Below are 12,669 nucleotides of genomic sequence, written 5' to 3' on the forward strand. Positions count from 1 at the left end.
GTCGGTGATCAGAAGGATTAGCGAAGAACTGTGTGTTTGTGTATAGAAAAGCAAATAAAAAAACCGGCCGTGGCCGATTTCCTTATTTAGCGATTTTTTTGCTTAAACGAGATTTGTCGCGGTTTGCTTTGTTTTTGTGGATAAGACCTTTAGTTTCAGCCATATCGATCGCTTTAACAGCGTCTTTATATAACGCATCTACGTTGTCAGCACCTGAAGCTACAGCATCCTCAAATTTTTTGATTGCAGTACGCATAGCACTAGTTTGAGATGAATTTTTTACATTCGCGTTTTCGCTTGTGCGAACACGTTTGATTGCAGATTCAATGTTTGGCATTTGTTTCACCTCCGATAAGTAAAGTTCTTACGCGTGTTACCGCATAATTCAACATTCATTATTATACCTAATGCGAGCGCGCATTGCAATATCAACATGACAAGTTTTTTTCCTTAACACGTAAGAAATATCAGAGAGCATGGATTTATGAGTGGCAGAAAAACAAAAAAACAAAAGAAAAAGCGCTGTTGTGGGAGACAACGAGCGCTTAACCAAACGTGGTTTAATTTATCTTGGTAAATAAATAATTGAATGGGATGTTTGGTACTGAAATAGTATATAACAAAGTCAACCGTTTGCAAAGTTTTTTTTGAAAAGGGATACGATTGCTTCAAATCAATGAATCATAACGTTAACATAGATTAGTTATTTTATAACTAATTAGAATGCATGAAAAGGAGCTATTCGGGTGTTCCAATGATTTTGATGTATTCATCGATGTTTTTGATCATCATTCGTTTGATGACTAATTGATTTCGACGATTCCATTTTCCGCTAACTTCCAATACATATTTGTTTAAAGGTAAACGTAAAACATATTTTGCCAAGTAGCGATCTTTAATTAGACAATTGATTACCCGATCTTCAAGTTGGAGATTCAAACCAGTCAACATCATTGGTTGTTCTTGTAAAACATACGTATCAATCAAAAGACCTTCAAAAGTTTCCACGAGCGTCTTCCTTTCTTCTAAATCAAACATTTCGCACTTCTTTTAAAATTTCCTGCATAAAAGAGGTACACTTACACTTAGTATAACAAAAAAGAAGCACCAAGCCAAAAAAAAGCCGAAAGAACTTGAATAATCCCAAGATCTTTCAAGTTTTCCGACTTTTTTTATAGATAATTGAAAAAATAGTTACGTATATTAAAAATTGGCATCAAAGACGTTTTGGATCAAATCAGGAAATAGTAAGTAGGTCAATCCAATAATCAATAGAACAGCCAATAAAAACCATCCAACAGTCCCAAAGAAATATTTTAGTTTTTGCATATGCGATCACCTCAAAACTAGTATACCACGAACAAAAAAATTATCCTTTTCTCAACCACTAGATGCATCATTATTTATTAAAAGAAAACAATTGGAGAATGCAATAGGCGATTCCAGAAGCAATCACAGGGCCCGCTGCGATTCCTTTTAAAAAGACAACGCCTAAGATCGTTCCAAAAACTAAAGCCACAGTGATTTGTGGATCTGTCGCGATCAAGCCAACGCCTTTAGACGACAATACAGCAACTAAGCCGCCACAGAAGATCGCGACCCAACCCATAGGTGATTTGAACGCATCAAGCAAATCTTTTAAACCAATATCACCTGTAGCAATAGGCACTAAAATCGCCGCAGTAATGATCGTCACGCCAATATTGATTCCTTTCCCTTGGAGCCATGTCAAAAAATCTTTTGATGCAGGAATAAACTTAACAAGTAAAATAAAACCAGTCGCTAACATCAGACTTTGATTTTTAGCAAGGACGGCTACCAGCATGATCAACCCAAGAAATAACCAACTTTCCATCAAAAAACCTCACTTTCTAATTATTCATCATACCATTTTTTTAATACGATGCAAAAGAGTCATTAGCAAAATATTTGATCGAATATAGAAGGAACAAAAAGGTACGAAGAATTAGACGAAAAGGCAAAATGAGAAAAATACCTACGTTGATGATATCAAAACATGTTTTTATGAGGTGAAGAATAGAGTGTCTGATTTATCATGTATACTTGATGTGAAAAAGTAACAAATAAACTGTCTGATGTCGCAAAAGGGAAATGGGTCAATAAGGCAACAAATGTGGTGGAAAACATGACAGAATCTTCTAGTTAGAAAAAATCGACAAATAAAAAAGTCGAATCATACCGAAATCCCTCGGATGATTCGACTAAATTGAGAAGTTATTTACGTTTCAATCTTTCAAGAAAATAGTCTTCTAATACACCGCCTAGTACAAAGATGAGCCAAGAGTAAGCCCAGCTTCGAGTCATAAAGGACCAAACCATGTAAACGATGAAGATACCCGGCCAGTATAAACGTTCAAATAAACGAATCGCTTCTGCTGAGTCTCCGTACATGTGTTGAGACGCTCGTGGTCCTGGCTCATCTTCATCTGAGATGAAGAACGTGCCTTCAGCCACTTTTGAAAACCAAGTGTAGATGATGCTAACGTAGACGATAAAGAAGACGCCGAGTGCCACGGAAGCAAAGAAAAGTAATAAAGCGAATCCAATCGGTAAGCCAAAGGCTCTATTCATCAAGATAGGTGTGACCGCAAGGATACATAAAATAATACCGAAAACTAGTCCTACTCGAAAACTTTTCGCATAGGCTTCTGTTTGTTGTCTTGCTTCGATTTTTACTTGTTGTGAATAGGGTCGATCATTTAGTTTTTTCTTACTAGCTGAATAGCTCAAACTTGTAGTAATAATCAAACCAACGCCTAAAGCGACCAGAAGAAACATTGCCAGAAAGCCGATGATCTCGCTAATACCATTAGCAAAAAATACGAGCATTCCTACAGCTAAGATACAACTAGCAATTCCAGTTGAAAGAAAAAGGGAGAAACGACGGACTTGGTTCCAAAATGAAATCACTTCATCGAGTTCAATCTCGTTTTCCCAGACTTCTTCGTCAAAAGAGGACCGAGAAAGTTCCAATTCTTGGAGGATCTCATCAATAGAACCAAATTCACTGATGACTGCACCAATGGCTTCATGCTCTGATTTTCCTTCTTCTAATAATCCGTGATACTGATCTTCCATGATTGCCAATAGGTCTTCTTTGGCTTTTTTTGTTTCAGGTGTATTCGGTACATTTAAAAATAAACTATCTAGATAATCCTTAATGGTTTTCATGTTTCTCCTCCTTGTAGAAAACGGTCAACAACGATTTTTGTTTGCTGCCACTCGTCTTTTTTTTCTTCTAATAATTTCTTCCCAGCACTACTGATTCGGTAATACGTTCGTTTCTTGCCATGGGTGACTTCGCCAGGATAAGAAAGGATCAGCCCTTGCTTTTCTAGGCGTGTAAACGCGGAGTATAAGGTTGTTTCCTTGATGATATACATTGAATCAGTTCCCTCGCGAATCTGTTTAGAGATTTCGTACCCGTAGGAATCTTCTTTGGAAAGAATCGATAAGATGATGGCATCATTATACCCACGAATTGCATCACTTGATATCACTCGATCGCCTCCTTCATAATTACTACATCTGTCGTAATAATTATAAAACAATTACTACGACAGGTAAAGTAAATAAAATGAATTACTTAGAATTCAGTCTTAGGTCTGAGTCTGTTTGTTAGAAATCGTTTTGCGGAGACAATATCTGGGGAAATGTCACAATGTTCAGTCTAGATGTTTATTTCTTTTAGTCTCATTTGAGCTTTTATGAGTGATTTGGTACAATTGATATAAATATAGTGAAAAGGAGGGACATATTTAATGGGCAGCTTGACTAAAATAACAGAAACAGATGATTATTCTAGATATCATATTAGCTTTAGTCATGCAATTATTTTTGTATTTTCTATCCAAGGCATCAGTGCGCTTAAAAATAGAAAAATCAATCAAAAATAAATGACCATTCAATATGTTTATTCCATTTTTAGCTAAGTACCAGATAAATGAAATAACAACAGGTCATGAATTTTTTCATGGCTTTTTTGATTGGTCTTAAGGAGCGGGAAAATGTATATTCAAGCGAATAAGATCAGTAAAAATTATAGTGGCGTACCTCTTTTTGAAAATTTGAGTTGCACACTCAATAAGCAAGACAAAATCGGATTGATCGGACAAAATGGCACTGGGAAAACAACTCTTCTTCAAATGTTGATCGGGTCTGAAGGTGTTGATGAAGGGACAGTTAGTAGGAAAAAAGGGCTGTCGATTGGTTATATTCCACAGAAAATGGAAAATGGCTCAATCGCTACTTTTGACTATGTGTATCAAAGCTTCAAAGACATCCAAGAATTGCAAACACAACTTAATTACTATGAAGAAAAAATGTGTATCGCAACGGAAGATCTGGACCATATCATGAAAGTATATGGCGACTTGCAGCAACGATTTGAGACGATGGGCGGATATGGATTAGAAGATCGGATCACGAGTGTTTTGAAAGGATTAGACCTTGCAGAACAAATTGAAACAACGCTTGATCAATTAAGCGGAGGCGAACGTATTCGAGTAGAATTAGCCAAAGTATTATTACAAGAAAATGATGTTCTTCTATTAGATGAGCCAACTAATCATCTTGATCTCGACTCCGTACAATGGTTAGAAGAATATTTAAGATTGACAAATTGTGCGTTCCTCGTGATTTCCCATGATCGTGCGTTCCTTGACAATGTTGTCAAAAAAATCATGGAGATCGAGGACGGTCAGATAATCGAATATTCGGGAAATTATAGTCGTTACATGACGTTGAAGAAACAACGGATACAGGAACTTCAAAAAAATCATGAACTTCAGCAAAAAGAAATCAAACGATTGAAAGGAATGATACGACGCTATCGCCAATGGGGGAATGAAGGAGACAACGAAGCATTCTTTAAAAAAGCAAAAGAAATCGAGCGTAGATTAGAAAAAATGATACTGATCAATGCGCCTAAGGTCCCCCGCAAAAAACTAACTACGATCAGTCAAGAAGATCTGTCGGGGAAAGAAGTGTTGGTTGCCAAAAATATAAAGAAAACAGTAGGTCACAAATGTTTGTTTTCAGATAGTTCGTTTATGATCTATCGTGGTGAGCGGATCGCCATATTAGGTAAGAATGGTTCTGGGAAATCAACGCTATTAAAAGTAGTGATGGGAGAAATGGATGTAGAGGAAGGAACAATCAAAACTGGTGCTAGTTTGTCAATTGGCTATTTGCCTCAACGCTTAACGTTTGATCAACCAGAACAACGGATATTGAATTATGCTAAATACCTGATACCTGATGAACAGAAAGCACGACAAGTATTAGCGAATTTTGGATTCTTCAGTGGGGATGTTGCTAAAAGAATCAAAGATCTTTCTGGCGGAGAACAAGTAAGGCTGTACCTCTTGAAACTGTTCCAAAAGAAAATCAATGTATTGATCCTAGATGAACCAACCAATCACTTGGATATCTATGTAAGAGAAGAAATCGAAGAATTATTGTCTACATTTACCGGTACCATTTTAGCAGTTACTCATGATCGCTATTTCTTGCGAAAGAATTTCGATCAGATATTATTAGTGAAAGATAAAAAAATCAAAAAGCTGTTGTATGAGGATCATTCAATTTAGCTTAAAAAAGTTTATAAAAAATAGTAGTAAGCTCAGCGATGCGTGAGCTTACTACTATTTTGTTTTGTTGTTGCGCTTACCAATCATTAAGCTGGTTTGCGATGAGCATATCAAATTACATTGCGATGAACCAGTAACCGATCAAGATGATCCCTAAAATGATACGATACCAGCCAAAAACAGTAAAGTCATTACGTTTCAAGTAGTTGATCAAGAACTTGATCGCAAAAATCGAAACGATGAATGAAACCACAGTACCCACTAAAAGAATAACTGTTTCTTCCATTTGGAAGCTGTTGCCATCAGCAAGGTATTTCACGATCTTTAATCCACTGGCACCAAACATCACTGGAATGCCAAGGAAAAATGAGAACTCAGTGGCAACGAAGCGGGAAGCACCAATCAGGATTGCTCCAAGGATCGTAGCGCCGGAGCGTGAAGTCCCTGGTATCAAAGCCAAGACTTGGAAAGCCCCAATCAGAATCGCTGCTTGGAAAGTCAAATCATTCAGGTTTGACCAACGAGGTGTTTTATTTTTGTTTCGTTTTTCAACAATGATAAAGCCGATACCGTAAACGATCAAGGCGATCGCTACTGGTAAAAATTTATAAAAATGGGCATCTAACCAATCGTCCAATAATAAACCAATAATAGCTGCTGGCACACAAGCAACAAGTACTTTTGACCATAAAACCCACGTATCTTTTTTCTCGATCGAGGACTTGCTTGGCGCAAAAGGATTCAACTTGTGGAAATACAAAACAACGACGGCTAAGATCGCTCCTAATTGGATCACGACATTGAACATCGACATGAATTGTGAACTCGCATCAAGCTTGATGAATTCATCTGCTAAGATCAAATGTCCTGTACTACTGATTGGCAGCCACTCTGTGATTCCTTCAATGATTCCTAGAATCGCTGCTTTTATGATATTTGCAAAAAACATAAATTCCTTCCTTCCCAATTAAAATACAACATTTAGTATACCGTTCTTTGTTTCCAAAGCCAAATTGTTTCTTTGAGATTAATACAAAAATAAAGGACTTCAAAAAAGAGGACGGGACAGAAGTGTTCAGCCTCGAGAAATAAGGCGCCATCCACGAAAATTGTTCTTCAAATTTTTGTGGATGGCGTCTTATTTCCGAAGAGGTTACTTCTGTTCCCGCCGTTTATTCGGTTTTAGGTGGTGGGAGAGAACTAATGTCCCACTCCCTATTCAATGACTCATCACATAAATGATTCTCTTGTCTGTTGTTTTCCTTGTTCGATATAACTGGTATCGTTGACACTTTCAATTGAAAAACGACCATTTTTATAGGTTACTTTTGTGACACTACCATTTAACAATCCAGCACGAACTGGTTGAGAAGGATCGATCAAGCTAAGAAGAAAAGCAATCGTTAGGCCGTGGGAGACGACTAAAACATTGCCACCATTGTTCTTCTCACACTGATGGGCGATATCTTCAAAACCTGACCAGACACGTTCTTTTAATTCGTCATAAGGTTGCGCCCAGCCAGCAGTATCCGTCTCATAGATGGCATTAGCGATTTGTTCAAAGGTAACATCTGTGGTGAACATCTCATCGTATGTTTGAAAATTTAGTACACGAGGAATGACACCCCACATCTCCATATCGTAGCCACCTTCTAGCGAACCAAAACACCATTCACGAATCCGTTTATCAATAAAGTAAGGAATTTCTTTCCCTTTTGTATGTTCGCTTAAAACGATCCGTGCTGTTTCGATTGCTCGACCACTGTCGCTTGAATAGGCGTAAGAAAAATCGATATCTTTTAGACCTTTACCTAAAAAATGGATACCTTCTTGTCCTTGTTTCGTCAATGGTGTGTCACACCAGCCTTGCACACGTTCAATCGTATTGAACATTGTTTTACCATGACGGACGATATACAGGGTTGTTTCACTCATGTTGAACGACCTCCTAAGTTTGATTAAGCGTTAAAAAATGGGTTTGTTTTTTTCTCGTGTTCAATCGTTGTTGGTTCTCCATGGCCAGGATAGACCACAAATTCATTTGGTAGAACAAAAAGCTGTGTCGTGATGCTATAGAGTAACTGCTCTAAATTACCGGTGTAGAGATCGGTGCGTCCGATACTCCCTTTAAAGAGTGCGTCTCCAGATATCACGAAGTCATCGAAAATAAAGCTAACACTACCGGCTGAATGACCAGGTGTTGGAACGACTTCAAATGACATATTCCCAAGACGGTATTGTTTCATTTCAAATTCATATTCCGCAGGAGAAACAATGATATTATCCATATCATCATGGCGACCAAGTCCTGAGAGATTCAAGATGGGATCTCCAAGCCATTCTTGTTCTAGTGGACTGACATAGACAGGGATGTCATAGGTATTTCTCAATGCTTCGACAGCGCCAATGTGGTCGTAATGCGTATGCGTTAGTAAAATAGCGACAGGTTGTTGCTGGGTCTTCTTGATTTGTTCTTGGATCATTTCAGCGTCAGCTCCTGGATCAATGATCAGAAGCGCTTCGTCGTTGTAGACAAGGTAACAGTTTTCCTCGATTGTTCCAGTTTTTAATTGTAAAACATGCATAAAAGGAAACCTCCAACTTTTAAAAATTCTTTCTTCTATCGTTCGATATAAGTATAACGCAAATATGGATCAGAAACAAAAGTGTCTACTTTTATAACATCAGTTATCTGAATTGTCAGATTATATGAAAAGTGTTTAAAAATTTTAAACGGAAGAATAGAAAATTTTCATTGATTTTTCATTTACTCTTGTTACATTGAGTGTATCCAAAAATCCAAATTCTATATCCTATATCCCTGCTTATCCGAGCAGGGTGTTTTTGTTTTTTGCGAAACGGTCTATTTTGCGGTACTCTAATACAAGAAGGAGGCGACCATGGTGAAAAAATCTAAAATCTCCGTCCGTCACTTAGTCGAGTTCATCTTGCGTCGCGGAAGTATCGATAATCGAAAGAAAAGTAATCATACCGCCTTGGAAGGTGCAAAAATCCACCGCAAGCTCCAAAAAGAAGCAGGCGAAGAGTATCAAAAAGAAGTGTTCTTACAAACCAGTGTACAGCTTGATCCTTATGAACTGATCGTTGAAGGACGAGCAGATGGTATCTTCAAAAAAGATGGCGTGTACCACATCGACGAAATTAAAACGTCGGAACCACGCTTTGAAGATTTAGAACCCGAACAAGTCGAATTGTTTTTTCATCAAGCAAGAGTGTATGCCTATATTTATAGTCAAGAAAACAACTTAGAGGAGATCAACCTCCAGCTAACCTATTATCAAACCACAGAAGAAGTGATCACACGGAAAGTGGAACATCAGACGAGAGAACAACTGGAAGTGTTTTTTAAAAAACTGACCGAGGATTACCAAGAGTGGCTGATTTTTCAGGAAAATTGGCGTACGGTACGTAATGCCTCATTGATGGCATTAAAGTTTCCATACGAAGAGTATCGTAAAGGACAAAGGGAACTGGCAGTTGCTGCCTATAAAACGATCCGGACAAAACAAAAACTGTTTGCGGAAGCCCCCACTGGTACTGGAAAAACGATCTCTACATTATTTCCAGCCTTAAAGGCGATCGGAGAAGATGAAGGAGAACGTATTTTTTACTTAACCGCGAAAACTATTACGAGACAGGTGGCTGAAGATGCGTTAGCAGCGTTAAAAGATGTTGGGGCTGAAACAAAAAGTGTGACCTTGACAGCGAAAGATAAGATTTGCTTCTTAGATGAGACCACGTGTAATCCAGATCAATGTCCTTATGCCAATGGCTATTATAATCGAATCAATGAAGGGTTATGGGATCTACTGAATCATGAAAACCAAATAACTCGCGAGGTAATTGAGAAATACGCGAAGAAACATACCTTATGCCCATTTGAACTCTCTTTAGATGTCAGCTTATGGTGTGACGTGATCATCGGGGATTATAATTATCTTTTCGACCCAACGGTTTACTTGAGACGATTTTTTGATGAAGAGAAAAATGAAGATCATCTTTTCTTGATCGATGAAGCACACAATTTAGTCAATCGTTCAAGAGAAATGTATTCTGCTGAGTTATCTTATGGAAAAGCACGTAAAGTCTATGGAGAGATCCCGAAGGAATTTAAAAAACTACGTCGTCGATGGAATCGTCTTTTAAAAGCTTTTGATCAGATCCAAGAAATTGCTCTTGAAGAAGGATGGAACTATCATCACCAAAAAGCCCCAGCAGATTCATTGATCAACGCAGGGTTTCAACTCGGTGAATTTATTCAAGAATGGTTGGCTGAATATCCTGAGCATCCGATGCAAGAGCAAATTTTAGGATTTTATTTTGACTTGAATCATTTTTTAAAAATCAGTGAATTCTATGACGATCATTATGAAACGACTGTAGAGAAAAGTTATCATGATTTGATCGTGAAGCAATTTTGTATCGATCCTAGTTTATTTTTAGAACAATCGCTGAATAAAGGGCGGAGTAGTCTTTTGTTTTCTGCGAGTTTTTCACCACTTTCTTATTATCAAGAAACACTAGGGGGCAAAGAGAGTTTAGCGTATCGCTTACCTAGTCCATTCCCAATTGAGAATCAACAAGTACTTATAGCAAGTTATCTTGAAACCACTTATCGCAAAAGAGAGCAGAGTATGCCACGTCTAGTAGAAACGATTCAACGTTTCATTCAAGGGAAGAAGGGCAATTATATGATTTTCTTTCCTTCCTATCAATATTTGGACCAAGTCGCCGAAGTGTTCAAAGAAACTTACCCTTCGACTCGCACACTTATCCAAGGAACCAAGTTGAATGAACAAGAACGAGAAGATTTCTTAGCAGAATTTATAGTCGAACCGCAAGAAACATTAGTAGGCTTTTGTGTACTTGGCGGCATTTTTTCAGAAGGAATCGATCTACGCGGATCACGCTTGATTGGTAGTATGATCGTTGGTGTGGGCTTACCACAAATGAATCATGAGCAAGAGTTGATCAAATCTTACTATGATGAAAAAGAACAGCTAGGTTTTGCTTATGCTTACCAGTTACCAGGAATGAATAAAGTATTGCAAGCAGCTGGGCGAGTAATCAGAGATATGGAAGATCAAGGCATTGTGCTTTTAGCCGATCAACGCTTTGCCTCGTTAAATTATCGTAAACTTTTCCCGCCACATTGGCACCAAGCAAAAGAAGTTCGAACAGTTGAGGCATTATCACAAACTATCCATCAGTTTTGGCAAGACCACTAAAAAAGGACGAAGCAAAATGCTTGTCCTTTTTTAGTGATATCTCAATAGTACCCATGAACTAACGGTAGTTTGTAAATTGCAATTCAATCGGCAAGTCTAGTTTTCTTAAAAGTGCGATCACAGCTTGTAGATCATCGCGATTTTTACCAGTTACTCGGATCTGGTCTTCTTGGATCTGTGTTTTCACTTTTAGTTTTTCATTTTTGATCGCGGTCGTGATCTTTTTGCCATTATCGCGGTCGATCCCATTGACTAGATCAGCAGATTGGCGTGCTTTACCACCTAAAGCGTGTTCCGTTTCAGAAAAGTGGATATTTTTGATTGGCACATTGCGTTTATTCAATTTTCCAAACAAAACATCTTTGATTTGTTCGATTTTAAATTCATCGTCACTTAGCACAACTAATTTATTTGTATTCTCTAACTTGATCTCAACCGTTGAATCCTTGAAATCGAAACGGTTAGTTAATTCTTTCGTGGTTTGTTGGATTGCATTTTTTACTTCTTCAACAGATACTTCTGAAATGATATCAAAACTTGCATCTTTTGCCATAATGTCCTCCTCGTTCATTCGGTTTTCTTTTATTGTAGCATAGGCTTATTTTTTTTGTGACATCTTTACTAAAATTCTTCTCATTTAAGTAGTCGCTATTTTATTTTCTGGAAGAAACTGTTATTCTTACATTTGGAATAAACTTGAAAAGGAGAGGTGCTTGTGAGCAGATTCATGACTGTCTATCAAAGAAACGAAAATCTTAAGAAAATAGTGGTTATCTTGATGACCGGTTTGTCTGCAGCGGTGGCATTGAATTATTTTTTGATTCCAGCCAACGTCTTTTCTGCAGGAATGAACGGGATCGCCCAAATCATTGCTTCACTATTATCTGAATGGGTCCATATAGATGTCGATACTGGAACGTTTATTTTTCTATTGAATATTCCTGTATTTATATTAGGCTTTTTAAAAGTCGGAAAACGCGCAACTGTACTTAGTTTCATCAACGTTGTTTGTGTGTCAGTCATGACGACAGTTTTACCGACAGGACAGGTAACAGATAATATACTGATGAATGCATTAGTCGGTGGTGTTTTACTTGGCGTCGGCGTCGGTATTTCTCTGAAAATGGGTTTTACGACTGGTGGAATGGACATCATTTCATTGGTTCTTTCTCAAACGACAGGGAAAACCGTAGGAAACTATATGCTGATTTTAAATGGCATTATCGTCGTAGCAGCTGGCTTCCTCTTTAATTGGGAAAGTGCTTTGTATACAATCATCTCAATCTATGCAATGACTCAAGTCATCGATGCGATCCATACGAGTCACCAAAAAGTGACCGCCATGATTGTCACTGTGAAACCAGAAGAAGTGACTGCTGAAATTGCGCAACGCATGGTTCGGGGGATGACTCTCTTACCTTCAGTTGGTGGATATTCAAAACGTGAAGGAAAAATGATCATGATGGTCATCACACGTTACGAAATGTATGATCTTGATCAAATCGTCCATGAGATCGACGAAGATGCGTTCATCAATATTTTACCAACGCATTCCGTTTTTGGTCGCTTTGCCAATGAGAACGAACAAAAAATGTATCGTTCAACAGGGGTTCTTCCTGAAATCAAACATGCATCTAAAAAGGCGAAAAACAAATAAAAAAGTGATAGACAAACAAATCTACCCCCTTGTTTGTCACCTTTGAACCAAATAACTAGTGGAAAAAGAAGTAACTTCTTAGGAACTAAGAGGATCTATAAAAAAATTCGAAAAACAATTTGCGTAGCTGTTACCTTAGTTCTTGAGGTGA

At 37.8% G+C, this 12,669-nt stretch carries 14 protein-coding genes; 4 read left to right on the forward strand and 10 right to left on the reverse strand.

Annotated elements, in window-relative coordinates; genetic code table 11:
- Nucleotides 1-82: 82 nt before the first annotated feature.
- From rpsT to IGJ14_RS05825, 6 genes are all read right to left on the reverse strand, one after another.
- The gene (gene rpsT / locus IGJ14_RS05800) at nucleotides 83-337 is read right to left on the reverse strand and encodes a 30S ribosomal protein S20 (RefSeq protein WP_010735647.1); all 255 of its coding nucleotides are present in this window, start codon (nucleotides 335-337) and stop codon (nucleotides 83-85) included.
- Between the two features lie 401 nt (nucleotides 338-738).
- Complete coding sequence (locus IGJ14_RS05805) at nucleotides 739-1,008, reverse strand: hypothetical protein (RefSeq protein WP_010735646.1); 270 nt, start codon at nucleotides 1,006-1,008, stop codon at nucleotides 739-741.
- A 195-nt stretch (nucleotides 1,009-1,203) separates the two neighbouring features.
- Nucleotides 1,204-1,329 (reverse strand): hypothetical protein, encoded by a 126-nt coding sequence (locus IGJ14_RS05810; RefSeq protein WP_010735645.1) that lies wholly within the window; start codon nucleotides 1,327-1,329, stop codon nucleotides 1,204-1,206.
- 70 nt (nucleotides 1,330-1,399) lie between these two features.
- The gene (locus IGJ14_RS05815; RefSeq protein WP_010735644.1) at nucleotides 1,400-1,855 is read right to left on the reverse strand and encodes a DUF441 domain-containing protein; all 456 of its coding nucleotides are present in this window, start codon (nucleotides 1,853-1,855) and stop codon (nucleotides 1,400-1,402) included.
- Nucleotides 1,856-2,235: 380 nt separating this feature from the next.
- Complete coding sequence (locus tag IGJ14_RS05820; RefSeq protein WP_066025944.1) at nucleotides 2,236-3,192, reverse strand: permease prefix domain 1-containing protein; 957 nt, start codon at nucleotides 3,190-3,192, stop codon at nucleotides 2,236-2,238.
- A complete protein-coding gene (locus IGJ14_RS05825; RefSeq protein WP_019723123.1) occupies nucleotides 3,189-3,521 on the reverse strand; it encodes a PadR family transcriptional regulator in 333 nt (110 codons plus the stop codon). Before IGJ14_RS05825 ends, IGJ14_RS05820 begins: the two co-directional genes overlap by 4 nt.
- A 261-nt stretch (nucleotides 3,522-3,782) precedes the next feature.
- Between IGJ14_RS05825 and IGJ14_RS05830 the strand changes: the two genes are divergently transcribed.
- Nucleotides 3,783-3,917, forward strand: a complete 135-nt coding sequence (locus IGJ14_RS05830; RefSeq protein ID WP_019723122.1) for a hypothetical protein — start codon at nucleotides 3,783-3,785, stop codon at nucleotides 3,915-3,917.
- Between the two features lie 111 nt (nucleotides 3,918-4,028).
- Nucleotides 4,029-5,612 carry a ribosomal protection-like ABC-F family protein gene (gene abc-f, locus IGJ14_RS05835; RefSeq protein ID WP_195274513.1) on the forward strand — a complete coding sequence of 528 codons (1,584 nt, stop codon included), beginning with the start codon at nucleotides 4,029-4,031 and terminating at the stop codon, nucleotides 5,610-5,612.
- A gap of 115 nt (nucleotides 5,613-5,727) precedes the next feature.
- Here abc-f and IGJ14_RS05840 read toward each other — a convergent pair whose 3' ends face one another.
- The 3 genes from IGJ14_RS05840 to IGJ14_RS05850 form a co-directional block, all read right to left on the reverse strand.
- The gene (locus IGJ14_RS05840) at nucleotides 5,728-6,561 is read right to left on the reverse strand and encodes an undecaprenyl-diphosphate phosphatase (RefSeq protein WP_066025946.1); all 834 of its coding nucleotides are present in this window, start codon (nucleotides 6,559-6,561) and stop codon (nucleotides 5,728-5,730) included.
- A gap of 281 nt (nucleotides 6,562-6,842) precedes the next feature.
- Nucleotides 6,843-7,547: a histidine phosphatase family protein gene (locus IGJ14_RS05845; RefSeq protein ID WP_019723743.1), complete on the reverse strand. Its 705-nt coding sequence runs from the start codon at nucleotides 7,545-7,547 to the stop codon at nucleotides 6,843-6,845.
- A 23-nt stretch (nucleotides 7,548-7,570) separates the two neighbouring features.
- Entirely contained in the window at nucleotides 7,571-8,197 is a 627-nt protein-coding gene (locus tag IGJ14_RS05850) for an MBL fold metallo-hydrolase (protein ID WP_010735633.1), read from the reverse strand.
- A 315-nt stretch (nucleotides 8,198-8,512) separates the two neighbouring features.
- On the opposite strand from IGJ14_RS05850, the gene IGJ14_RS05855 reads away from it, so the two are divergent.
- Nucleotides 8,513-10,861, forward strand: a complete 2,349-nt coding sequence (locus IGJ14_RS05855) for an ATP-dependent DNA helicase (RefSeq protein WP_347082162.1) — start codon at nucleotides 8,513-8,515, stop codon at nucleotides 10,859-10,861.
- 58 nt (nucleotides 10,862-10,919) lie between these two features.
- Here the strand turns inward: IGJ14_RS05855 and IGJ14_RS05860 are convergent, their stop codons facing one another.
- On the reverse strand, nucleotides 10,920-11,414 hold the full coding sequence (locus tag IGJ14_RS05860; RefSeq protein WP_019723741.1) for a YajQ family cyclic di-GMP-binding protein: 495 nt from the start codon (nucleotides 11,412-11,414) through the stop codon (nucleotides 10,920-10,922).
- A gap of 174 nt (nucleotides 11,415-11,588) precedes the next feature.
- Here IGJ14_RS05860 and IGJ14_RS05865 point away from each other — a divergent pair, with 174 nt between their 5' ends.
- Entirely contained in the window at nucleotides 11,589-12,518 is a 930-nt protein-coding gene (locus tag IGJ14_RS05865) for a YitT family protein (protein WP_080570510.1), read from the forward strand.
- The last annotated feature ends 151 nt before the right edge of the window (nucleotides 12,519-12,669 follow it).

This window comes from Enterococcus sp. DIV1304_2 (genome assembly GCF_050555445.1).
In the GTDB taxonomy this organism is placed as follows: Bacteria; Bacillota; Bacilli; order Lactobacillales; family Enterococcaceae; genus Enterococcus_B; species Enterococcus_B pernyi.

What these genes read in the sequence shown, in the direction of transcription:
- IGJ14_RS05810 (WP_010735645.1), bottom strand. Translation starts at nt 1,329, where the DNA reads ATGCAAAAACTAAAATATTTCTTTGGGACTGTTGGATGGTTTTTATTG.
- IGJ14_RS05845 (WP_019723743.1), bottom strand. Translation starts at nt 7,547, where the DNA reads ATGAGTGAAACAACCCTGTATATCGTCCGTCATGGTAAAACAATGTTC.
- IGJ14_RS05855 (WP_347082162.1), top strand. Translation starts at nt 8,513, where the DNA reads ATGGTGAAAAAATCTAAAATCTCCGTCCGTCACTTAGTCGAGTTCATC.
- rpsT (WP_010735647.1), bottom strand. Translation starts at nt 337, where the DNA reads ATGCCAAACATTGAATCTGCAATCAAACGTGTTCGCACAAGCGAAAAC.
- IGJ14_RS05840 (WP_066025946.1), bottom strand. Translation starts at nt 6,561, where the DNA reads ATGTTTTTTGCAAATATCATAAAAGCAGCGATTCTAGGAATCATTGAA.
- IGJ14_RS05865 (WP_080570510.1), top strand. Translation starts at nt 11,589, where the DNA reads ATGACTGTCTATCAAAGAAACGAAAATCTTAAGAAAATAGTGGTTATC.
- IGJ14_RS05820 (WP_066025944.1), bottom strand. Translation starts at nt 3,192, where the DNA reads ATGAAAACCATTAAGGATTATCTAGATAGTTTATTTTTAAATGTACCG.
- IGJ14_RS05830 (WP_019723122.1), top strand. Translation starts at nt 3,783, where the DNA reads ATGGGCAGCTTGACTAAAATAACAGAAACAGATGATTATTCTAGATAT.
- IGJ14_RS05860 (WP_019723741.1), bottom strand. Translation starts at nt 11,414, where the DNA reads ATGGCAAAAGATGCAAGTTTTGATATCATTTCAGAAGTATCTGTTGAA.
- IGJ14_RS05815 (WP_010735644.1), bottom strand. Translation starts at nt 1,855, where the DNA reads ATGGAAAGTTGGTTATTTCTTGGGTTGATCATGCTGGTAGCCGTCCTT.
- abc-f (WP_195274513.1), top strand. Translation starts at nt 4,029, where the DNA reads ATGTATATTCAAGCGAATAAGATCAGTAAAAATTATAGTGGCGTACCT.
- IGJ14_RS05850 (WP_010735633.1), bottom strand. Translation starts at nt 8,197, where the DNA reads ATGCATGTTTTACAATTAAAAACTGGAACAATCGAGGAAAACTGTTAC.